At 43.6% G+C, this 23,107-nt stretch carries 21 protein-coding genes; 8 read left to right on the top strand and 13 right to left on the bottom strand.

The annotated features are described in order from the left end of the window. Nucleotides 1-94: 94 nt before the first annotated feature. Complete coding sequence (locus AAEY72_RS00165; protein WP_352308950.1) at nucleotides 95-772, top strand: HupE/UreJ family protein; 678 nt, start codon at nucleotides 95-97, stop codon at nucleotides 770-772. Between the two features lie 283 nt (nucleotides 773-1,055). On the opposite strand, the gene AAEY72_RS00160 is transcribed toward AAEY72_RS00165, so the two are convergent. The 3 genes from AAEY72_RS00160 to AAEY72_RS00150 all read right to left on the bottom strand — a co-directional run bounded on the left by AAEY72_RS00160 (nucleotide 1,056) and on the right by AAEY72_RS00150 (nucleotide 4,325). Continuing rightward, nucleotides 1,056-1,763 (bottom strand): ABC transporter ATP-binding protein, encoded by a 708-nt coding sequence (locus AAEY72_RS00160; RefSeq protein WP_189582290.1) that lies wholly within the window; start codon nucleotides 1,761-1,763, stop codon nucleotides 1,056-1,058. 64 nt (nucleotides 1,764-1,827) lie between these two features. After that, nucleotides 1,828-3,087, bottom strand: a complete 1,260-nt coding sequence (locus AAEY72_RS00155; protein ID WP_352308949.1) for an ABC transporter permease — start codon at nucleotides 3,085-3,087, stop codon at nucleotides 1,828-1,830. Further along, on the bottom strand, nucleotides 3,084-4,325 hold the full coding sequence (locus AAEY72_RS00150) for an efflux RND transporter periplasmic adaptor subunit (protein WP_352309371.1): 1,242 nt from the start codon (nucleotides 4,323-4,325) through the stop codon (nucleotides 3,084-3,086). The genes AAEY72_RS00155 and AAEY72_RS00150 overlap by 4 nt, the downstream gene beginning before the upstream one ends. A 265-nt stretch (nucleotides 4,326-4,590) precedes the next feature. Here AAEY72_RS00150 and AAEY72_RS00145 point away from each other — a divergent pair, with 265 nt between their 5' ends. Then, nucleotides 4,591-5,487 carry a 3-hydroxyacyl-CoA dehydrogenase gene (locus AAEY72_RS00145; RefSeq protein WP_352308948.1) on the top strand — a complete coding sequence of 299 codons (897 nt, stop codon included), beginning with the start codon at nucleotides 4,591-4,593 and terminating at the stop codon, nucleotides 5,485-5,487. 318 nt (nucleotides 5,488-5,805) lie between these two features. Here the strand turns inward: AAEY72_RS00145 and AAEY72_RS00140 are convergent, their stop codons facing one another. Together AAEY72_RS00140 and AAEY72_RS00135 are read right to left on the bottom strand one after the other, a co-directional pair. Continuing rightward, complete coding sequence (locus AAEY72_RS00140) at nucleotides 5,806-6,906, bottom strand: L-dopachrome tautomerase-related protein (protein WP_352308947.1); 1,101 nt, start codon at nucleotides 6,904-6,906, stop codon at nucleotides 5,806-5,808. Between the two features lie 194 nt (nucleotides 6,907-7,100). Continuing rightward, nucleotides 7,101-7,556, bottom strand: a complete 456-nt coding sequence (locus AAEY72_RS00135; RefSeq protein ID WP_352308946.1) for a DoxX family protein — start codon at nucleotides 7,554-7,556, stop codon at nucleotides 7,101-7,103. A gap of 161 nt (nucleotides 7,557-7,717) precedes the next feature. On the opposite strand from AAEY72_RS00135, the gene AAEY72_RS00130 reads away from it, so the two are divergent. From AAEY72_RS00130 to AAEY72_RS00105, 6 genes are all read left to right on the top strand, one after another. Then, nucleotides 7,718-8,635, top strand: coding sequence for a LysR family transcriptional regulator (locus tag AAEY72_RS00130; protein WP_352308945.1), 918 nt, complete (start codon nucleotides 7,718-7,720; stop codon nucleotides 8,633-8,635). Between the two features lie 508 nt (nucleotides 8,636-9,143). Further along, a complete protein-coding gene (locus AAEY72_RS00125) occupies nucleotides 9,144-10,406 on the top strand; it encodes an MFS transporter (RefSeq protein ID WP_189582302.1) in 1,263 nt (420 codons plus the stop codon). 133 nt (nucleotides 10,407-10,539) lie between these two features. Continuing rightward, nucleotides 10,540-11,223: a glutathione S-transferase family protein gene (locus AAEY72_RS00120; protein WP_352308944.1), complete on the top strand. Its 684-nt coding sequence runs from the start codon at nucleotides 10,540-10,542 to the stop codon at nucleotides 11,221-11,223. A gap of 29 nt (nucleotides 11,224-11,252) precedes the next feature. Continuing rightward, nucleotides 11,253-12,110 carry a glutathione-dependent disulfide-bond oxidoreductase gene (gene yghU / locus AAEY72_RS00115; RefSeq protein WP_352308943.1) on the top strand — a complete coding sequence of 286 codons (858 nt, stop codon included), beginning with the start codon at nucleotides 11,253-11,255 and terminating at the stop codon, nucleotides 12,108-12,110. A gap of 224 nt (nucleotides 12,111-12,334) precedes the next feature. Beyond that, a complete protein-coding gene (locus tag AAEY72_RS00110) occupies nucleotides 12,335-12,919 on the top strand; it encodes a TetR/AcrR family transcriptional regulator (protein WP_352308942.1) in 585 nt (194 codons plus the stop codon). A gap of 801 nt (nucleotides 12,920-13,720) precedes the next feature. Next, complete coding sequence (locus AAEY72_RS00105) at nucleotides 13,721-15,592, top strand: hypothetical protein (RefSeq protein ID WP_352308941.1); 1,872 nt, start codon at nucleotides 13,721-13,723, stop codon at nucleotides 15,590-15,592. 307 nt (nucleotides 15,593-15,899) lie between these two features. Here the strand turns inward: AAEY72_RS00105 and AAEY72_RS00100 are convergent, their stop codons facing one another. The 8 genes from AAEY72_RS00100 to AAEY72_RS00065 form a co-directional block, all read right to left on the bottom strand. Then, nucleotides 15,900-16,331 (bottom strand): acetyl-CoA carboxylase biotin carboxyl carrier protein, encoded by a 432-nt coding sequence (locus AAEY72_RS00100; protein ID WP_352308939.1) that lies wholly within the window; start codon nucleotides 16,329-16,331, stop codon nucleotides 15,900-15,902. 19 nt (nucleotides 16,332-16,350) lie between these two features. Further along, on the bottom strand, nucleotides 16,351-17,538 hold the full coding sequence (locus AAEY72_RS00095; protein WP_352308938.1) for an NRAMP family divalent metal transporter: 1,188 nt from the start codon (nucleotides 17,536-17,538) through the stop codon (nucleotides 16,351-16,353). A 57-nt stretch (nucleotides 17,539-17,595) separates the two neighbouring features. After that, the gene (gene pxpA / locus AAEY72_RS00090; RefSeq protein ID WP_352308937.1) at nucleotides 17,596-18,330 is read right to left on the bottom strand and encodes a 5-oxoprolinase subunit PxpA; all 735 of its coding nucleotides are present in this window, start codon (nucleotides 18,328-18,330) and stop codon (nucleotides 17,596-17,598) included. After that, complete coding sequence (locus tag AAEY72_RS00085) at nucleotides 18,320-19,243, bottom strand: 5-oxoprolinase subunit C family protein (protein ID WP_352308936.1); 924 nt, start codon at nucleotides 19,241-19,243, stop codon at nucleotides 18,320-18,322. The genes pxpA and AAEY72_RS00085 overlap by 11 nt, the downstream gene beginning before the upstream one ends. Before the next feature lie 52 nt (nucleotides 19,244-19,295). Then, the gene (pxpB, locus tag AAEY72_RS00080; RefSeq protein ID WP_352308935.1) at nucleotides 19,296-19,949 is read right to left on the bottom strand and encodes a 5-oxoprolinase subunit PxpB; all 654 of its coding nucleotides are present in this window, start codon (nucleotides 19,947-19,949) and stop codon (nucleotides 19,296-19,298) included. A gap of 81 nt (nucleotides 19,950-20,030) precedes the next feature. Beyond that, the gene (gene accC / locus AAEY72_RS00075; protein ID WP_352308934.1) at nucleotides 20,031-21,377 is read right to left on the bottom strand and encodes an acetyl-CoA carboxylase biotin carboxylase subunit; all 1,347 of its coding nucleotides are present in this window, start codon (nucleotides 21,375-21,377) and stop codon (nucleotides 20,031-20,033) included. A 68-nt stretch (nucleotides 21,378-21,445) separates the two neighbouring features. After that, nucleotides 21,446-21,976 carry an acetyl-CoA carboxylase biotin carboxyl carrier protein gene (locus AAEY72_RS00070; protein ID WP_352308933.1) on the bottom strand — a complete coding sequence of 177 codons (531 nt, stop codon included), beginning with the start codon at nucleotides 21,974-21,976 and terminating at the stop codon, nucleotides 21,446-21,448. 159 nt (nucleotides 21,977-22,135) lie between these two features. Next, complete coding sequence (locus AAEY72_RS00065) at nucleotides 22,136-22,927, bottom strand: putative hydro-lyase (protein ID WP_194365333.1); 792 nt, start codon at nucleotides 22,925-22,927, stop codon at nucleotides 22,136-22,138. Nucleotides 22,928-23,107: the final 180 nt, after the last annotated feature.

Genomic DNA, 23,107 nt, shown 5'->3' with positions numbered 1-23,107 from the left:
TGATGGCATCAATAAGTGCTCTACAAACCGCTAAAGGATCAGCGGATTATCAGTCAGCTTTTATATTGATTTGTTTATTTATTAAGGATTTATCATGACAACAGACACAGCCAAAACGATGACACGCAAAAATATCTTCCAAAAAACGAACATAATGAGTGGCTTAGTATTGCTATCATTACTACCAACACTCGCATTTGCTCACCCTGGGCATGGCTTGATGGCAGCAGATGGCTCATTTAGCCTTTCAATATTGTCTGGTATATTGCACCCTTTGACTGGGTTCGACCATCTGATGCTAGCGCTGGGCATGGGCTTGCTATTTACCCAAATGCACAGCTTCAAAAAAGGCTTTGCCTCATTAGGCATTGGTTTGGTAGCAGGGTTTGCGTTGAGTTTAAGTGTGAGCCTTAACAGCACGTTTATTGAATTCGGTATCCTACTGTCTATCGTATTATTAACCCTAGCACTTATGAGCCGCTACTTTAACCATGCACCGAATCAAAGCGACGAGGCATCAGTAAACACATGGCATAATTTAGCCATCGTTGGCTTTGGTGCACTCGCTATGCTCCATGGTGCGGCACATGCCATTGAAGTTCCTGCCAACAGTAGTACTGCTGGCTTCTTTATCGGTATGATTGTTGCCATGCTAAGTCTATATACTGTCGGCAAAGGTGTTGCTACCTATCTAAACACTCATCTGCAAGACAGCTTGATTATTCAACGTGTTATAGCTGTTGTCGGTTTATGCGGTGTGCTGTTGAGTTAGTTTTGGCAGAATATTAGCAGCTTTATTAATCATCGCTTATCAATGCTAATAATCTATCATAATAATCTTCGATAACATTGACCTATGCTTTCAAATCTATAGACATTAACTTGGGAGATTTGCGTATTGTAGTTTCATAAAAACTTCCTCTATGATGGTAGGATAAAATTGGTTGAATTTTCTTATTAATAATTGTAATGATGAGCGGTTACTTATCTAATCAAGCACGCCGCTAATATTAGGGTCTCTTGAACATTCAAATGTGGAACAGACCCTACATTTTTTAATTATTCAGCGTATCACTATCAATACGACCATCAACCAAATTAATCGTTCGATCACAGGATGCTGACAAGCGCGGATCATGAGTAACCAGCAATACTGCACAATCACGTTCCTGATGGACTTTTCGGAATAGCTCGAACACTTCTCCGGCCGTAACGGTATCCAGATTACCCGTAGGCTCATCGGCTAATAATAATGCAGGCTCAGTTATAAGTGCTCTAGCAATGGCGATACGCTGTTGCTGTCCACCTGAGAGCTCGTTAGGTTTGCTGTCAGCAAAGCGCTCTAGACCAACCGCTGCTAGCAGCTCGCGCGCTTTTTGAATAGCGAACTTATCTGGACGACCCTGTGTTAACGTTAGAGGCATCAAGATATTATCTAAGGCACTGAAAGCTTGAATTAAATGATGAAACTGAAACACGAAGCCAATACTACTGCCGCGTAAAGCGGTGCGACCAGCATCATTCATAGCACTGGTTGCTTGACCCAACAGATACAGCTCACCGCTAGTTGGCTGATCCAATAACCCTAGCACATTCAACAAAGTACTTTTACCTGAGCCTGAAGGACCAATCAGGGCTGCAAAATCATCAGTACCAATAGTTAAGTCAATACCGTGAAGCACCTCAATCTCATTAGGTTGACCGATGTTATAAGACTTTTTGAGCGCCTCTAAACGCAAGACTTCGTGAGATTGTCTGGACATAAGGGTTGACGTCTTATTAGAAAAATTAGTAGAACGGCTGTTAAGAGTGTCTGTGGAATCAGTATTAGACATAGCGAATAGCCACCACGGGATCAAGTGCCGCTGCTCGCCGCGCTGGAATAGCAGCGGCTATCACACCGGTTAGCGTTGCTAACGACATAGTCACTAAGATCAAGTTTATCGATATTGGAATCGTAAATATATTGGGTCCAAAAGTATTAAAAGACCATACCAATACATAGCTTACGCCACTACCGACAATCGAGCCTAACAAACCAAATACAGCCCCTTGAATCAAGAATATTCGCAAAATTTGCTGTCGGGTCGCGCCCATTGCTCGTAGGATACCAATCTCTCGCGTACGCTGAACCACACTGACCGACAACACACTGGCAATGCCAAAAGCCACTGAGATCGCTACAAAACCTACGATCATATTGCTAGATAGGCTTTGAGCAGTGAGACCGCTCAGCAGTTGGGCATTGGTCTTTATCCAGCTTTCTGCTTGCAGCGAGGTCAAACGTCCAACTTGCGCAGCGATCTCCTCCGCTTCAAAAATGTCTTCAACGGTCAGATCAATAACGGTGATACCACCCGGCAAGTTTAGTAAGGACTGCGCTTGTTTTAGGTCTAGATAAACGTAGCGTGCATCGAGCTCTCGTACGCCAAGCTCGAATATACCAGCGATATTGACTACAGCGCTGTTGTTATTGAGATTATTATCGAAACTACTATCATCATCGTCTTGACCGCTATCTAAGCGCAGTTTGCTACCGACTTCTACACCCAAGTTTTTAGCCAACTCACTGCCAATCAATACATTATCTGCGCTCACTCGTAGCTCGCCACTGATTAAATACTCACTGAGTGGTATGATTTTTTGATAGCGCTCCAGATCAGTACCGACTAGTATCACTGACTCTAATGCCTCACCACGCCGTACGAAACCAGGCCCAGATACGTTTGGTGACACTGCTGTTAAGAGAGGCAGCTGATCTAAAGTATCAGTGATTTGCTGCCAATTATTGATTGAACGCAGGCGCTGCGGACGCTTGTCCTCTTGTATCAGTTGTAGCGTATCATCAACAGGCGGCGCTATTAGGTTGACTTCATCTGGCGATACTAAGCGAATATGTGCCTGACTACCAAGGGTGCTATCAATAAGGTTGGTCTGCAATCCTTGAATCAATGCGGTAATAAATATAATAACCGCAACACCTATTGCCACTCCTAACGTAATCATCAGTGACTGTATTCGTCCCTCGCGCAAAAAACTGATGGCAATGTTTGCATCAATCCAAAATCTACCGAAAAAAGCCGTCAATTTACTGTCTCCACTGATTGGCTCTTATCATTTGCCGTCGTTATCTTGTCAGCATCAGTATTAGCAAAAGGGGCTGCTTGCTGAATGGTTCTAACTCGTGCGCCATCAGCTAGTGAGGCAGTGGCATCAACCAAGATCTCATCGCCTGCGCTTAAACCTGAGAGCACCTCTGATGCTGACAACCCACGCAATCCTAATCTCACTTGCTGGCGTTGTACTTGACCATTGCGTAATAGCAAAACGTCAGCATTGTCTTTTTTAACATTGGCTAACGCATCATTAGGAACCACCACCGCTTTTGCACGTCTATCCGTTTCGATATTTACTGATACCGTCATATCTTGACGCAAAAAATCAGGTATAGGATCGACGGCCAATCTCACTTCTACCGTACCACGCTGTGGATCTATGCTTGGCGCAATAAAGCTGATATGCACTGGGAATGGCTTATCAGGATAAGCATCAGCAATAGCGACCGCTTGTTGCTCAACTTCTAGGCTAGATAAATTACGCTCATCAAGCGGTACTCGTATCTCAGTATTACCATCGAGAGCGATAGTGAATAAGCTCTGACCCGGCTGTACTAACTCCCCTATTTCAACATTACGAGTCAAGATAGTGCCGGATACTTTGCTACGTACTTGCGTCTTGTTGAGCTGCGCCTGCAATGCTGCGATACGGGCACGTAATAAGTCCTCCTCTACACCACCAGTGGATAATGCCTTTGCTTTGAGGCGGGCGTTTTCAAGGTCATTACGGGCTTGTTTTTGTACTTGGATTGCCTGCTCCATTTCTTCATCAGAAATGGCCGAGATGGCTGCTAGCTCACGCCTCCGCTCGACATTACGGCTAGCTTGCGCCAATGCAACTTCGGCATTGGCCAAATCCACTGCTGCCTGTGGACGATTACTACTGACCAGCTCTGCCAGTTCTGCTTCTGCTTGACGCACTTGAGCAGTAATTTCATCGGCACTAAGAACTAGCAATAAATCACCAGCTGCTACTTGCTGACCTTCCTGTACCAGTCGTTCTAATACCACACCAGCCACTTCACTACCAATCTCAGTACGTGAGACTGCAACGATACGTCCAGTCGCTACTACCGTCTGTACCAGAGGCATAGAAGATACTTGATAGCTTGGCAACAGCGGTCCTTGCCACCAGCGAAACACTAAAAAACCTGCGACAGCTATGAGTAATAGTGCGCTAACAATAGATTTATAAGGAATAGCGCGCAATGAGTTTCTCCAGTTCATAGTAAAGAGCTATCTAAGTGTAGCACCTGCTAAATTTGATTATTATCAAATATTACCGGAAAGAATTACTTATCATAAATAAACTCAACCATCACCAAGATGTAATGGTCAACTAATTGAGGACCGACCCTAATATTTTTATAGAAATGAAGGTTGAATAATAAAGTAAATTGACTTAATAATAGGTCTATAAGTTTTAGAGATTTATCTAGCGACTTATATCCACTACTTTTAGGAAATGAATACAATGACGTATAAAAGTGTAACGGTCGCTGGAAGCGGCATCCTAGGCTATCAAATTGCTTTTCAAGCCGCATTCCATGGCTTTAATGTCAGTGTCTATGACATCAATGACGAGATATTAGAAAAAGCAAAGTCAAAGTTTCCATTGATGAGCAAGGCTTTTCGAAAAGATTTGGGAGCAACGCAAGAGCAATTGGACAAGACCTTTGACAATCTTAGCTATACCTCAAACTTAGCGGAAGCGGTCAAAGATGCCGATCTAATGATTGAAGCCATTCCCGAAATCCCTAAAATTAAAATCGAATTCTATGAAAAACTTGCCAAACTAGCGCCAGAGAAAACGATATTTGCCACCAATACCTCAACCTTACTTCCTAGCCAGTTTGCGGAATCAACGGGACGACCTGCTCAGTTTTTAGCCCTACATTTTGCCAATAAAATTTGGATGCATAATGTCGCTGAAATCATGGGACATCCTGGCACAGATCCTAAAGTATTTGATGATGTTGTTGCTTTTGCTACCGCCATTGGCATGGTGGCACTACCGCTGGATAAAGAGCAACCCGGCTACATAATGAACAGTTTATTAGCGCCTTTCATAGATGCAGGCCTGCAATTACTAGCCAAAGAAGTTGCCGATCCGCATACGATTGATAAGACGTGGATGATAGTAACTGGCGCGCCTGTAGGGCCATTTGGCATATTGGATACCATAGGTATCAATACGGCCTACAACATCACTAAACTAGCCGCTGAAACGACTCAAAACCCAGTCAGGTTCAAGGCCGCTAAGTATCTAAAAGAGCAGTTGATCGATCAAAATAAACTGGGTGCTGCGACTGGCGAAGGATTTTATACTTATCCAAACCCTGCCTTTATGAGTCCTGATTTTTTGAAATAACAAATAGATTATAAAGTCGGCTTTTACTCACCAGTTTGCCTTGCTCTGCAAGCTGGCTTATCAGCAATAGCTTTCTTTTCTCTCCGCAGCATAGTTTTTGATATATCATCAAAAATAAATGATTTAGTTTACTAGGGTGTGTCTTCATTTTGAAAATGGTGATAAAAATGAGATAAATTGCAGCCAAGCAAGAAAAATAGTGCAGATAATATTGGGATGTTATCTGCACTATTTGATGCAGTTTGGCAATATTTAGCCCATTTAGTCGCTTTCGTTCAGATTGAGGACACTCCCTAAACAAAGCAACCTGTATTTACATTAGCGGTTACCTACCCACACTCTATAAATATAGTAAGGTGGCTGACCTTGATCGACAGTGCCAGTGAACTGTGGTGTTTTGTGTAATTGATTTACTGCAACATATAACCATCCATTTGCATCTAAAGACACATTGTCAGGCCAATCAAATCGACTGTCTCGTACCAACGAGGTTAGCTGTCCTTTATTATCAAGCACATCTAAGCCATTATCGTTTAAGTTGGTAAAGTAGTGGTTTCCATGACTGTCTGTAGTGGCACCATCAGATACGGGCTTGTCACCAACACGGGTAATGCTATTGCCGATTCGTTCATCACTGGCTTTCGCTCTAAATAAGGTCGCGTCTAAGCTATACCAAGACTTACCATTCATCGCGCCAAAATAAATCGTATTATTATCGGCGGACATCGTGATTGGGTTGATACCATTGTTTGTCGGCTGACCACCTAGCATGATATCCACGCCATTGATTACCATTTTTGCGTCAGCTTCGGGTTGTAAAGCGACGTGATTGCCAAAACGACGTATTTCATTGGTATTCATATCAATCGCAATAATAGCTGGATTGGGAATATCAGCCAAATAAATCCATCCGTTCTTTCTATCAACCACTAAATCTTGCACAAAGCTATTTTTTGGTGCGATGTCTGTAGGTATATCGATTTTGCTAATTAATGCACCGGTTTTAATATCAAAGCCCCAAACACGAGTTTTACCGATGTGCTGACCCATATCAACAATCCATAACCCACCTTGATTGTCTTTGGTGATACCTAGTGGCGTATCAATGGTCGCTTCACCATACTGACCTTTAGGTGATTGAAACTTATTTGAAGGCCAAGGCTGATAACTGTTGGCGCCAGTCACTTCAAACAGCTGCACTCCCTGTTCGCCGTCGTTCGGATGCACGGTAGAAAACACCCGACCATCGCTAGTAGCCATGACATTCCCTGGCCGAATAGGCAAAGCGATAACTGTTTCTATCTGTCCCGATGTCGCCACTTCATTTTTTACTTGAGGAGCAGATATAGCCTCACTCTTTAATAGACTACATCCTGCTAGGGCTATAGTGGCTAACCCAATAATAAAAATGTTTTTCATCGTTGATTCCCAAATATTTAAAGAGCCCTATGATAGCCTTTTTATCTATTAAACAATACGGGCTGATTGGCTGTGACTGATTACCCATTAGCTATTACCCCATTGCTCTTTATTTCAATGACAAATAAAGCGCTGGTACGTGTCAACATTGAGATTCAAAAAGCACAATTTTTCGCAGGTTTTATCTTCGATCGTTATTTAACCGACCCTATTTTCTCTGATAACGCTTTATCCATACTAAGAGAACCGCCGCCTTGTACGGCTAAAGCAAGCAAAGCGACCATCAAGACTAAGGCGTATTCGTAACCCCCATCAGCGGCAAATAAACCATTACTGATATGTACAGAGAAGATCGCAACTAACATCGTAAATGCAGCAACCAGTGCGGCAGGTCGTGTCAGTAAGCCCAAGACTAAGGCAAGACCACCAAAGAACTCAGCGCCGCCTGCCAATATTGCCATTAGCAAACCAGGCTCCATACCCATGCTACTCAGCCATTGCGCAGTGCCTGCTAGCCCATTGCCACCGAACCAACCAAATAGCTTTTGCGCACCATGGGCGGCCAAAATCAAACCTATTGGTACACGTAGTATTAGAGCAGCTGCACCAGCATTTGATAGTAAAGCTTTATGTATTATTGACGTTTTCACTAATGATTACTCCATCATGTTTATTATTTAAAGTTATTCGATCTATTGGAATGAACACACTTTACTATCAATAAATCAAAAGAGTAAGATAGATAATATTGAATGATTAACAACAAAATATTTATAATTGCTGTGACGACTAACTAGTAGTAGGAAGTAATATGGACAGAATCGATGCGATGCGTACCTTTGTAGCGGTGGTGAACGAGGGCAGCTTTAGTAAGGCGGCAACTACGACACAGCTCTCACCACAACTGGTCAGCAAATATATTGCAAAACTAGAGGAGCAGCTACATACTCGCCTGCTCAATCGTACGACTCGTAAAGTAAGCGTGACTGAGGCTGGCAGCCAGTATTTTATCCATGCGCAGCAGATTTTATTGAGTATTGATGAAATGGAAGCGCAATTGGGTGGTTTACAGCAGCTCCCTAAAGGGATCTTACGAATCAGTGCGCCCGTCTCGTTCGCCTTAAAGCATATGGCAAAATTGGTCACTGACTTTCAATCACGCTACCCTTCAGTCACTGTTGATCTACAGCTAAGCGACCGAAAAGTCGATATTGTTGAAGAAGGGTTTGATGTTGCACTGCGTATTGGACAGCTTGAAAGCTCATCACTTATTGCTAAAAAAATCGCACCTATTCGTGTGGTTTTATGCGCATCGCCCGACTATCTTAATATTCACGGTACACCTAAACAACTTGAGGATTTAGAAGCGCATCGCTATTTGCATTATAGCTATATGAATATAGACACTAAGGGACACGTTTTCAAATACCTAAAAGCCAAACAACTCAAGGAAAGTAGTGTTTTTCGGAGTAACAATGGCGACGTATTGGTAGAGGCAGCCATTGAAGGCGCTGGATTGGTATTACAACCGACTTTTATTGCTAGCAAAGCATTAAATGCTGGCAAGCTAGTCATAGTGCTACCTGAATATGAACCGACCCCTATCGGATTATATGCCATCTATGCCCATAGAAAACTGCTACCTCACAAAATCAGGTGTTTTATTGATTTTATGGCAGACTATTATGGTACACCGCCATATTGGGATGAATGTATAAGCAGGAAATGATTAAAAACTTTAATGCTCAACCATTGATCTATTAATACTTACGGTTGCCTTGAAAATTTGAACGCGAATAAGCAACTGAGAGATCTATATATCAAAGAAAAATACTACTGTAATAGTAGAAAGACATCCGTATGAAGACTGTACCGTAGAAGCAGTAATCAAAATGCCAATCCCTCAAGTGTTCTGGCATTTTTTTATGTCATTCATGAAGTATTTAGCTTCTTATGTAAAACCCTATTGAACGAACGTTCAGGCAAAGTTATACTCGTTTGTATTGTGCATGATGATGATCAGATAGATCTAACTGATATCAGTCGCTAAGGAAGCATCAAAAGCTGCTTATATCAAGATCATGCCGCAATTGCTTGAAAATTCTACGAGACCTAAACACAAAAGGATGTGTGTAAAATGGGTAATACTTTAAGCCAGATAACCGCTTTATTCGATCTATCTAACATGAGCACTGTGATCGCAAAACGTGCTCTTCTCCACTTATCGGAGAATCACAATGCATGATGGGATCATTCAACAAGAAGACCAAGGTCGCACGCCTCCCCTTAGACTAGGTGGATTACACTATGCTTGGATAGTAGCTGCCACAGGCGCTGTGGCAATGTTTTGCGGACTTGGCTTAGGACGATTTGCCTTTGGAATGCTGTTGCCATCTATGTCGGCTTCTTTGGAATTAAACTACACTCAAAGCGGCATATTGGGGTTTACTAACCTGATAGGCTATCTCGTCGCCGTTATTTTAAGCCCGCTCATCCTACCTCGATTTGGTACTCGAGCTACTGGGACGGCCAGCCTTCTCTTAATTGCTGCCTCCATGCTTGGTATGGCTTTTACCACAAGCTTCCCTCTACTATGCACACTGTATGTGCTCACTGGTATTGGTAGCGGCGGCGTGGTTTTGCCGATGATGAGCGTCATGTCGCATTGGTTTTTTCCTTCGCACCGTGGTCTCGCTTTAGGACTGGTCATGGCTGGTCCTGGGTTTGGCATTATTTTGTCTGGCTTTGTTGTCCCAAAACTCCTGCCTGTTTCCACACTACTGTCTTGGCAGACAGGCTGGTTAATTTTTGCGGTTATCAATGTTGTGGTGGCTTGCCTTACTTTCACTTTGATTCGCAATCACCCAAACGATGTCAATCAAAGTCCCTTTGGGCGCACCCCAACCTTGCCTGTAAAGAATAAGAAAAAACTAGAGCGTAGCAATATCAAGCTGCTTGTGCATTTGGGCATTATATTTGCTATTTATGGCGCCACTTATATGGTTTACGTGACTTTTATCGTGACTAGCATGGTTGGCTCATATCAACTGAGCGAAGCGACTGCAGGTGGTATCTGGGCATGGATTGGGCTGCTTAGTGTCTTTTCAGGTATGCTCTTTGGCTGGATTTCTGACCACATTGGCAGACGTCTTGGGCTCGCTCTGGCTTTTTTCTTTCTGGCCATCGCTTATCTGCTGGTCGGATTGACCGATTGGACTTTAGGACTGTATATGTCCATCATTCTGTTTGGCTTGGTGGTCTGGAGCGTGCCTGTCATTATGGCAGCTTCTGCTGGCGATTATTTCGGACCTGCCGCGGCAGCAAGTGCTCTTGCAGCGCTGACTTTTGCTTTTTCGGGTGGGCAGGCGCTCGGACCAGTGGCAGCAGGTTATCTCGCAGAGCTTACTGGCGACTTTAGTATCAGTTATATGATGTCTGGCATTGCCGCCTTTGTCGCGATTGGACTCGCCTTATTATTACGACCACAAAAGTCTGTCTAATAAAAATTATCGCGACAGTTGACCTTAATAAAACAAATAATTGGTCAAAATACACTTGAACGGTCGTTCATTTATGTTTATTGTAGCTACACGACGGACATCTAAATTCTTTTCACCCTTTAAGGATAGTATTATGATTAAATTTTATTTTCACCAAACGCCTAATCCAATGAAAGTGGCTTTGTATCTTATGGAGACAGGCCTCGCTTACGAGCTGATGCCGGTAGATACTTTAAAAGGTGAGCAACACACGCCTGAGTATCGCGCGATTAACCCAAACGGTAAAGCGCCCGCTATCGAGAACGATGGCCACCGAGTTTTTGATTCGACAGCTATTTTGATGTACTTGGCTGAAAAAACAGGCAAGCTTGCTGGAAAGCCAGAAGACCGAGGCGAGATGCTGTCATGGCTAATGTTTGTCGCGACAGGCCTAGGTCCATTTTCTGGTCAATCAGTGCACTTCAGACATAAAGCACCTGAAAAAAACCCTTATGCGATCAATCGTTACCTTCGTGAAGCAGAGCGTCATTACGAAGTGCTAGATAAGCACATGGAAGGCCGTGACTACTTGGTTGGAGACACCTACTCTATTGCGGATATCTCTGCTTGGGGCTGGGTTGATAAGGCCGCCTTTGTATTGGGCGAAGCAGGGTTAGACAATTACCCGAATCTCAAACGTTGGTTTGCTAGTATAAACACTCGTCCTGCGGTTGATAAAGCTCGCAATATCGCCAAAGACATTGAGTTTAAATCAGATTTTGATGACGTAGCTGCACGCGCCTTATATCCACAAAACTTTGCCAAAGACATCAAATAACCTCGAATATAAAAACAGGAATAATAAAAATGGAAAACCAATACGTACCTCCCAAAATCTGGACGCATGATGCAGAGAGTGGCGGTAAATGGGCCAGTGTGAATCGCCCCGTTTCAGGTGCTACCCATGAGAAAGAATTACCAGTCGGCAAGCATGATTTGCAGCTGTATTCGATGGGCACGCCTAACGGTCAGAAAGTCACTATCATGCTAGAGGAGCTATTAGCACTGGGCAAAGATGCAGAATACGACGCCCATATGATTAATATTGGCGACGGCGATCAGTTTTCATCAGGCTTTGTCGATATCAACCCCAACTCAAAAATCCCAGCGTTCGTTGATCGCTCTGTCTCAGAGACTGAAATGGTATTTGAATCGGCATCTATTTTGCTTTACCTTGCGGAAAAGTTTTATACATTACTACCTAAAGCAGGCAGCAAACGCACCCAAGTCTTTAACTGGCTATTTTGGTTACATGGTTCTGCCCCGTATTTGGGCGGCGGTTTCGGGCATTTTTATGCTTATGCACCCGAAAAATTTGAATATGCCATCAATCGCTTTACCATGGAAACCAAGCGCCAGTTGGACGTGCTTGATAAGCAATTGGCAAAAAATGAATTTATTGCCGGTGATGAGTATAGCATCGCCGATATTGCTACTTGGCCTTGGTATGGCAACTTGGTGTTGGGCAATCAGTATGAGGCAAAAGACTTTTTGCAAGTCGATGATTACACCCATGTGCAGCGTTGGGCAAAAGCTATCTTAGCGCGTCCCGCAGTACAACGTGGTCGTATCGTCAACCGCACGTGGGGCGAAGCATGGGAACAACTGGAAAACCGTCACAGTGCGACAGATATCGATAAAGTGTTGGCACTAAAACCGGAGTAACTGGTTAGCACCAATACAGTGCTGCTAGGATAATTTTTTGTCGCCTCTGTCGGCGTAGGCACAGCAAGCAAGCAAGCAAGCAAGCAAAAGTTATCCTAGTAACACGTTATAATGGTTATGCTTTTGTAGTTTGAGATTAACTCTACCAATAAGACTAGTGTGACTTAATTTTCCAGAATTTAAGATGGCAGTTTTATAAAACAATAGCTTTTAAGGTGAACATGATGAGTGAACAAGCGAAGTTTAATCGTGATGACGTAATCGAAAAAGCCAAAAATCTTTATTGGGAAAAAGGCTACCACGCCACCTCCATGAGAAACTTACAGGAGGTCATGGACATGCGCCCTGGCAGTCTTTATGCCGCTTTTGGTAACAAGGACAATTTGTTTAAAGAAGCCTTAAACCGTTATGCTGAGCAAGGGGCGGTCAATCTTACCAATGGCATTGCGCAAGAAAAAACCGTCCTAGCTGGCCTCAAGCGGTTTGTCCGAAGTGTGACTGTCTGTAGCAAAGGCACTGCACCCAGCGGCATGTGCATGGTGGTCAAAACCATCGCGGAGCTCACACAAAACGACAGCCCAGAGTTACTGGCTTATGCGACAAGCATTTTAGAACGTGTGGAGACCTCTTTTGTTAAAGCCTTTGAGCAAGCCATCGATAACTGTGAAATAAGCAGTGATAAAGATCCAAACGAACTGGCGCGCTACTTCCAAATTCAACTCATCGGTTTGAGGACTTATGCGCAGGTAAGTAATGATACAGAAGCGGTAGACAGATATATTGATGGTATATTCGAGCAGTTTTTATAAGATGATTTTTGTTGGATATCATTCGAACCTACATGGATGTTATCTATGAAAATAAATCAGCACACCTTTGATTTAAATGTACGCCTCTTTGATACCTGAATGCGTGAGCTATATTTAGCTGCTATTACTTCAGACAAAACATAGGCTGAGGATGCGGCAGGTCAAGTGGCAAATGGTTTTTTGCTCAATACTGTTGAAATATTCGCTAATCCCACTCAGTTTGAGATAGCAATATCGCCTCGCCTTACGCTAATAAATTACTCGCCATAAAAAAGGCAGCCTAGGCTGTCTTTTTTATGGCGTATTATTCTATAGTCAAGGAATTTTAGAATCGCTACAAGGCGACTGACCGCAGATAGGATAGTACACTGAGTACATCTAGCACGGATAACACCGTAGCGGTTTAAAAGTGCTCTGACTATATAAGTGAGAATAAGCAAAGTACTGCTTTGGTCGATCACCATCCGCAGGGCTGTGCGCGCCATGGAAATAGAATTTAAAAAAGTTTAAGCTATAAATCGTAAAGAAAAATGTAGTTTGATTATCATCGTCAGAGCGCATAACTAAAACGTCATTGTTTGTTTATAAAACTTGATAGCAAGCATCAGCTGTAAAATTAGCGCGAATGGATTTATTGTCTTAAGAGTAAAATTACTTAATATTCAGTGAGTTATGATTTAGCGTGCTTTATACCTGTTATTTTTTATTTATTACTTAAATTTAACACAATGTAATAATTATGTGATATAAAAAATCCTACATACGGAAATGTTGCCGGTTTGTCCGGAAATGGAGATTTAAATGCGACTGAATAAGCTTTCGATGGCCGTTCATGCGGCTACTATTTTTGCAGCTAGCATTGCGTTGACAGGATGTTTTTCTGATGATGACAATAATATTACTAGCACACCTTCGGTAATTGAGCCTTGTTCCTCGGTACTTAATGCTATCCAAGTAAATGATATGTGTGTATCGACCACGACTGTATCGAGTCCTGCTAAAGCAGCACAAACCCCTGGTACAGCAGGCGTAGTCGTCACTAATCCCAAACTCATCACTCATTTAGGTGCAAACGCTGATCTCAACCAAGCACGTTATACGCGTTACGCACTCGCTGATCAAGACAATCAACAGCCCGACGCTATTCTAGTTGCCATACCCGGCACACTAGGCTCAGCGCACAATTATTTCCGACTGGCTGAAAACCTTATGATAAAGGCGAAGGCTGCTGGAATGACAGTCGAGGTATGGGGTTTTGATCGTCGCTCTACATTACTTGAGGACACAGCTGGTCTGGATATTGCTGAAAAAAATAGAGATGTTAAGATCGCTTTAGACTCTCTTTTTGGTGGTGAGCTGGATCTAGATCTGAGTCCTGAGTTGAATCGTCGTGCTGAATTTTATGAGCAGAGTGACGTTCCTTTTATGGTGAATTGGACGCCTCAAGTTCATTCACAAGATATTAATGTGGTGGTCAAATTGGCACGAGCAGCGGCGCGTAATGGCAACGTCTTTTTAGCAGGTCATTCTGCTGGTACGGGATTTGTAGCACGTTATGCGGCGACTGATTTTAATGTTAGTGGTATGGGTGCTGAAGAGCCCGGTTACGCTAAGCTGCGAGGACTGGTACTACTGGAAGGTTCAGGTGGCGCGCTAGCAGGTGAGCCTCCTTCTGATGCTCAGTTAGATTCTGTGGAAGCTGCCGCTGATGGTGGACTTTACGCAGCAGCGCAAGCAGGTCGAATAAGCTCATATATTGCTTTACCAGGCCTAAGTCCGCGGCTAGTGGCATCGACTGAAGTACTGGGTATGCAAATGGTATTTGAGGATACGATTAATGGCACCCAGAATATACTACAACAAGGTTTCGGTGCAGATCGCAATGGCAAAACAAATAGCGTCTATCAGCAGGTAGAAGGCCTTGTCGATCGTCCTGTGCCAGTGACTGCTGGCGCTGCTGTGGGTACTTTTCAGGATGATGATAATATCCTCACACCAGCATTCATTCAACTATCAATGGGTAGCATTGGCAATTCAAATGCTGATGGCGTGTTCACATGGTTAGATAATGATCAACCCTTGCCAAGTTCAGTCTTTGTTGACAATGGGCCTGCGCCGACCATGCTATCGAATCAGTCTTTGATTTGGGGTGTTGAGGCAGAGCCAACCAATCTGAAGCGCATTGCACCATCGTTCTTTGTCGGTGGTACTAACTACAGTGATTGGTATTATCCTAGCACTGGTTTGCTACTTGCTAACAACGCGGCGGCAGGTGGTGCAAATTTGGGGCTGGATACCAGTGAATTATCATTACCAATAGCCCAAGGTGGACGGGGTCGATCAGATATTGTCAATCAAACTCAAGCCCGTAAGATTGATGTGCCGGTGATTGGTTTTGGTGGCACCAATGGTCTGACGCCTGTATCTGGGATCTGGCGTAGCTTTGCCAATGCAATCGCGCCTTGTGTCACAATGACGTGTAATGGGACGCCAAGAATGTTGTCTGGCGCGGCAGATTTAAGCGCATTTCCAACTTATGGTGGGTCAGAAGGCGGCTTTGAAGTATATATGAGTGAAGGCTACGCACATAACGATATACTTTCCGCTGACGATGATGCCAACAACAATGTGATTGATCCGTTGCTCGCGTTTATCAAACGCAATGCTCAGTAATTGATTCATTGCAGCAGCAGAAAGGCCACCTTCGAGTGGCCTTTCTTAGTTTTTCGGTGATCCAAGCTCGCTTAACAAAGGCTGTTTTTGCTACCAAAATAGTTATAGCTTAAATTCTCTTTGCAACAGTAGGCTAACTAACAGAGTCAAAACTCCAGTTTAAAGGCTATAGTCAGGTCAATGTAAAAAAGAGACAGCATGACGTCATAGGTCAATAAAAAATCAATGTCAGCTATCGAAACCGCCTTAGGTAATACCACCTATACCCACCTATACCCACCTATACGAATATTAAATACCTACCTGTCTAAATAGGAGCGCCCGATAGGTCTAAGATGGGCTGTCCGTATTCAACGTTCTGGCCATTTTCAACCAAAACTGCTGTGACAACACCTTCTTTATTACTAATCACTGGCTGCAAACGGGTCAATTCATCAATGAAACAAACGGTTTGACCTTTTTGAATGTGGTCACCTTCTTTTACCAAGTTGTCTGTTGCATCGTCTTCACTTAAGTAGACCTGCCCTACGTAAGTGGCACATACTTGTAAGACATCACTACCCTGCTGTTCAGGCTCATTAGTAGTCATCGCGTCTATAGGATTAGCGCTTACATTACTCTGCACACCTAGACTGTTAACCACCTTGATAGATTGCTCATTGTCTGCAATCGTGACTTCATGCAACTGACTGCTTTCAACCAGTTTGACCACACGTGCTATTTGCTCTATATCCATCATAAACTCCTTAAATTAATGTTTAACTGAGACCAAGATATTCAGCAATGGTCATGACACTTAGGATACTCATAACGATGGCGATTAACCAACCAAATACCGCAATCCAAATAGGATGCTTATAATTACCAACGATATTTTTTCTGTAGGCGGCAATCAGGATAATGACCATGGCGATAGGCAACACCAAACCATTTAGTGTGCCAACCAATACCAGTATTTGGGCTGGCTTACCGATAGTCGCAAACACCATTGTTGAGATCACAATGAAACCAATAATGAAGTAACGTTTATGCTTTTCAATAAATGGATGGAAGTTGGTCATAAAAGACACAGAGGTATAAGCAGCACCAATCACCGAGGTCACAGAAGCAGCCCAAATCACCATACCAAAAATAACTTTACCTGCGTTTCCTAAAATATACTCAAAAGGCGACATGGCTGGGTTGGCTGGGTCTAGTGAAAATCCTTGAGATACCACGCCTAATACTGCAAGGAATAAAAATACGCGAATCACAGAGGCAATCAAAATACCAGAGACAGAGCTTCTAGTTACTGAGCTTAAGTTCTCTTCTCCGCTGACACCAGCTTCTAATAAGCGATGCGCACCTGAGAAAGTAATATAACCCCCAACTGTACCACCTACTAGCGTCACGATAGCGACGGCATCAATCTTGTCCGGCATGATGGTTTTGCTGACAGCTTCGGCTAGTGGCGGATCAGACTTAAAGACCACATAAATAATCAACACAATCAGGATAAAGCCCATTAACTGAGCAAATTTATCCATCATAGGCCCCGTTTCTCGGCCCAAAAATATAGCGACTGCAATCACACCACTAATCAGTGCACCTGTGATGGGTGATATATTGAACATGGACTGCATACCAAGCCCCGCCCCGCCAATATTACCAATATTGAAAGCAAGACCACCCGCAATAATCAAGAAAGCGAGCAAGTAACCGACACCAGGAAACACCAAGTTGGCGATTTCCTGTGCACGTTTTTTAGAGACAGCAACGATGCGCCAAACGTTAAGCTGGACGCCGATGTCCATAATAATAGATATTAAGATAACAAAACCGAAACTTGCCATGAGGCTTTCGGTGAATGTGGCGGTTTGGGTCAAAAACCCTGGCCCTACTGCTGATGTGGCCATCAAAAAAGCCGCGCCTAAAATGGCGGTATTGTGTTTTTTTAGGGTACTCATAAATATCCTTGTTCTATATAAAGTAGTTCAATCAAATGATTAGTGGGCGGATATTTATTAGGCAGAGATAGTGATACCTTTGAGCTCTAGTTGTTTCTTTATTTCTTGTGCAAATAAAATAGCGTGTTCACCATCCCCATGTAGGCAGATGCTTTGCGCTTCTACTGGTACGGTTTGGCCACAAACACTGGTGACCGTCCCTTCAGTAATCATCTGCAATACATGCTTAACCGCATCGTCTGTGTCAGTTATCAAGGCGTTGTCTTTGCTACGAGAGACCAGCGAGCCGTCTTTTTCATAGTTTCTATCGGCAAACACTTCTGATATGGCTTCTAAACCATGTTTTTTGGCTGATTTAACCAAATAGCCGCCGGACAAACCCATGACCTTTAGGCTTGGATCAAATCGTTTTATTTCACTTACCAAGATGTCTGATAAATCTTCATCAATAGCGGCTTGATTGTACAATGCACCATGCGGTTTTACGTAGTCTAATGACACACCAACCAAGTCACAGAGCGCTTTGGTTGCACCCAACTGATACACCAATAAAGCACGATAATCGGCTTCGCTTAACGGCTCATGAATACGGCCAAAGTTTTCTCTATCGTTTAGACCAGGATGTGCGCCTACGCTCACGTTGTTTGCTTTTGCCAATTGCAACGTGGCTAGCATCTCGCTGTAAGAACCAGCATGAAGACCGCAGCAGACATTCGCTGAGCTGACTATCGTTAATAATTTATCGTCTTGCCCGCAGCCTTCCGCCACATCAGCATTTAAATCAATTTTCATTGGCATACTCCTTAATTTGATCGATATAGTGTTGTCTGTTTTGCTGTTCCTTTAACGCTTGCTCTAATGACACAACGGCGAAATGACAGGCTTTGCCAAATCTAATCTGTGCCATCAGACCTATGTCTGCTTGAATCACGGTTGCAATTTTCGGATAGCCACCCGTTGTTTGCCCATCCGCCATCAAAATAATCGGTTGCCCTTGCGGTGGTACCTGAATCATACCAATATCAACACCATGTGAGCTCATTTCTACAGGCTTACTAAATTCAAGCGCTGTAGCTCCCTCCAAACGGTAGCCCATACGGTTGCTACTGCTTTGTAGTTTCCATGGCTGGGTCTCAAACGCTTGTTTAGAAGACTCAGTGAAGCAGTCATATTCGCTGCTTTTTATCACTCGAATAACCTCGGTTGGTGCAAGACGAGCTACCCCAATCACAGGTAGGCTGGATTCAGTTTTTACCGTTAAGCTGTCATCGGCTTTTAGGTATCTGCCTTCAAATCCGCCAAATCCTGCTTTGAGATTGGTGCTAACCGACTGTAATACTGGCTCAATATCGAAGCCACCGTGCACACATAAATAGCTATACATACCTTGTAGCGGGCGCAAAAGTTTGAGCGTCTGCCCAGCCGTCGCATTGATACGCCAATAGCAAGGAACACGCTTGTCGTCTAAATACGCCTCGTATAAAGCACCTGTTAAGCAAAAACTGACACTTTCTTCAAACTGTATGGTTAGCTCACCGAGCGCTATTTCAATAGCAGGTTCGTTTGCCTCATTTTTCATCAAAGCGTTACCAGCTTGTAGCGCCCAGCTGTCCATCACGCCATTTCTACCCACGCCCATGCTTCGGTAACCCAGTCGTCCCGAATCTTGAATACTGGCAAGGGCACTTGCGGTTAAAACTTTCATTGATACCACCTGTTTATTTGTCTTTTTGATTCATGCATCTTTTATTTATCGCTTATTGATGAATATCAATCGCTTTAAATGTCAAAGTATCGCCTGCGTTAAGTAACGTCGGAGAGGTCTTGGTTAAATCAAATAAAGCAGTATCCGTCTGGCCGAGTAACTGCCAACCGCCTGGAGACTCAAAAGGGTACACCCCTGTCTGCTCGCCGCCGATACCCACTGAGCCTGCCGGCACTTGAGTTCTAGGGATGGCGTGTCTTGGGAAGTACAGCGACTCAGACAACCCGTCAAGATAAGGAAACCCTGGCTGAAAACCGATAAAGTAAACGGTATAAGTGGCTTTAGTATGTAGCTCAACAACGGCTTCAACCGAGAGGTTTAGCTCATTCGCCATGGCTGCCAAATCAGGGCCATACTTACCGCCGTACTGTACGGGTATCTCGACGTGTTTGCCTTGGATGGTTTTTGAAGGGATATCATTGAGTAGGTCTGACAGCTTATCTTTAAAGGTAGTAAGCTCAGCCCACGTTAATGGCACGATGAACACACTGAGCGTATTCATACCAATCACCACTTCGATGACTTCTGGCATTTTTTGGATGCTGTCTGATAAAGCCCAGCATTTTTGTTGTTTTTCTAAGGTGGTTGGTTTGGGGAAAAACAATGCTAGATTGGTTTCACTGCATAGTTGCCATTGTAGTTCCATTAGCACGTGCTCCATTATCTGTTATCTTCATTCTGACGCTAATGTCAGATTTGGTTTTCATTTTTGCGGGCAAGACCTGATTTATATATTGTCTTGTATCCACTGTTCTAGATAATGAATGCTCATTTGACCCTCACAAAACACCTTATCTTCAAAGAGTCGCTGATGCAGACTAATATTGGTATCAATACCCGTAATTTGCGCCTCCGATAGAGCCGCACGCATTTTTTCTATCGCTTTTTCTCTTGAACGATCTTGTACACATATCTTGGCAATTAAGCTGTCATAAGATGGCGGCACAGTGTAGTTCGACTCAGCATGGCTATCCACTCTGATACCAAACCCTGCTGGCATGTGGCAGTAGTCTATGCGCCCAGCATTTGGCAAAAATGTCTGCGCGTTTTCGGCATTGATACGGCACTCAAAAGCGTGTCCGGTAATGGCGATATCATTCTGTTTGTATGCCAATGGAAGCCCTGCAGCTACTCTTATTTGCTCCTGTACAATATCGACGCCCGTCACCATCTCAGTGATGGTGTGCTCAACTTGCACACGGGTGTTCATCTCGATAAAGAAGAACTCGCCGTTTTCGTATAAAAACTCAAACGTGCCTGCGCCTCTATACTGCATTTGCTCGCAAGCTGTGACACAGGCTTGGCCTATTTTCTGGCGCTGCTCTTCGGTGATCCCGGGTGCTGGCGCTTCTTCAATGACTTTTTGATGACGACGCTGCATAGAGCAATCACGCTCGCCTAAATAAATCGCATTGCCGTGGGTATCGGACATGACTTGCATTTCGATATGACGAGGTGCTTGTAGGTATTTTTCGAGATAAACGATAGCGCTACCAAAATTGGCTTTGGCTTCTGTTTGCGTCATAGAAATCGCAGAGAGTAAGTCGGCTTCTTTTTCGACCACGCGCATACCACGACCGCCGCCACCGCTTGCTGCTTTAATGATGACTGGATAACCAACGTCACTGGCAATCTTGATAACTTGCTCTGAATCAGCAGGCAATGCGCCATCAGAACCAGGCACACAGGGCACGCCAGCCATTGTCATTTGTTTTTTGGCTTCAACCTTGTCGCCCATATTTCTGATATTGTCAGCCGTTGGGCCAATAAACGTGAGACCTGAGTCTTCAATCAAGGCCGCAAAGTCTGCGTTTTCAGACAAAAAGCCATAGCCTGGATGGATGGCTTGTGCGTTGGTGATTTTCGCTGCAGAAACTAGCGCTCTTTGATTGAGGTAGCTGTGCGTGGCATTGGCAGGCCCGATACAGATTTTTTCATCGGCTAAGCGTACGGGTAACGAGTCTTTGTCTGATTCAGAATGGGCAATGACTGACTGAATACCCAGCTGCTTACAAGCTCGGATAATACGTAGAGCAATCTCGCCACGATTGGCAATTAAGATTTTTGTGAACATATTTATTCCCTTAAAAATATAGTGTCAAATACAGTGTTTGTGCAGCGTCTATACAATATTGAGTGGCTCTAACTGTCTGGCGCTATAATAAATAAGGGCTGTGCATATTCTACGACGTCACCTTCATCAATCAGAATCTCTTGAATCGTACCGTCAGCTTCTGCCTTGACTTCGTACATCATTTTCATGGCTTCAATGATGCATAGTGTCTGCCCTGCTACTACCTGATCGCCCACTTCAAAGAACGCCTCAGCGGTCGGCTCAGAGCGAAGGTAAAAAGTACCGAGCATAGGCGCCAGTACTTGGGAGGCAGATGAAGAGCTAGATGAATTAGTGACCTCCGTCGTCACCGTTTCATCCATAGAGTTGTTTTCTGCACTGGTATTATTAGGAGTGTTATTGTAGGAAGTTACTGTGTGTGGTTCTGAATGAGAAGTTTTTGAATGGCGAGTATTACCAATATGATGGCTGCTTTCATTGCCATTAGCCTGACAAACGATAGAGATGCGTGCATCACCATCAGTTACTTCTAATGATTGTATGTCAGCGCTTTCTGCGATTTTGATCAGCTTTTCTAGATCTGTAAAGTTAATATTCATATTGTTAGCTATTCCATTAGAGTAAAAGTGAATAATTGTTTTTTATAAAAAACTTATGCGATGTGACACGTTTTTATTTACTAAGAGCTTTGTGGAAAAACAAGATTGGATGCCATTACATTTTAAAATGGCGTTTTAAAATAGCGTTGTCATCCAACATTATAGAACTGCCAAGTCTTCATCTTTTGGGTCGCAGATAAACATATGTCCCGGCGCGTGCGTTATCATCAGTTCAGGTTTGCTGGTCATTGCGATGCTTTGAGGCGTCACACCACAAGCCCAAAATACAGGCACTTCACCTTCCTTTATGAGTGATGCATCACCAAAATCGGGAGAATGGATGTCTGTTATACCGATGACACTAGGGTCTCCAATATGGATAGGCGCGCCATGTACTTGCGGAAACCGAGAGGTGGCTTGTACGGCTCTGGTGATTAATGGATAAGGTATCGGTCGCATGCTGACCACCATTTTTCCATAAAACTGTCCTGCAGGCTCAGTTTCTATATTCGTGATATACATCGGCACATTGTGATTGTCTTCGATGTGTCTGACAGGAATAGACGCATTGAGCATGGCAGACTCAAAGGAAAAGCTACATCCTAAAAGAAAGCAGACCAAGTCCTCTCTCCAATAGTCTGTTAGGTCTGACACCTCCGCTACTAGCTCGCCAAACTCGTATATTCGATACTTTGGGACATCAGACTTTAAGTCTGCGCCTTTCGCCATCAGCCGTGGTTCCGAACTACCAACATCTGTTACGTCTAAAATAGGACAAGATTTTGGGTTTCTTTGTGCAAACAATAAAAAATCATAGGCCAATTTCTTGGGTACTATGACTAGGTTTGCTTGTATGTGACCTTTGCACATGCCAGAAGTCGGCTTGTTGATTTCGTTCTTACCAATTAGTGCTCTGACCTCTTGTGGCGTCATATTTGCTAAATCTAACATGATTACAACCTCTTACGTTTTGACATTTCTGGCAGATAAAAAATCATCTAATAAAACCTGTATGAAGTTGGCGCTTTGTAACAGTATTTTATATATAGATAACTATATTATCGTTATGTAACCTAGCAGAACATTTTTAAAATGACAAGACGTAAGCGTTGTAAATAAACGCATGTGATA

Origin of the sequence: Psychrobacter sp. W2-37-MNA-CIBAN-0211 (assembly GCF_040309405.1) — a bacterium.
Lineage (GTDB): Bacteria > Pseudomonadota > Gammaproteobacteria > Pseudomonadales > Moraxellaceae > Psychrobacter > Psychrobacter glaciei.
This window is presented reverse-complemented; position numbering and strand designations above follow the sequence as displayed.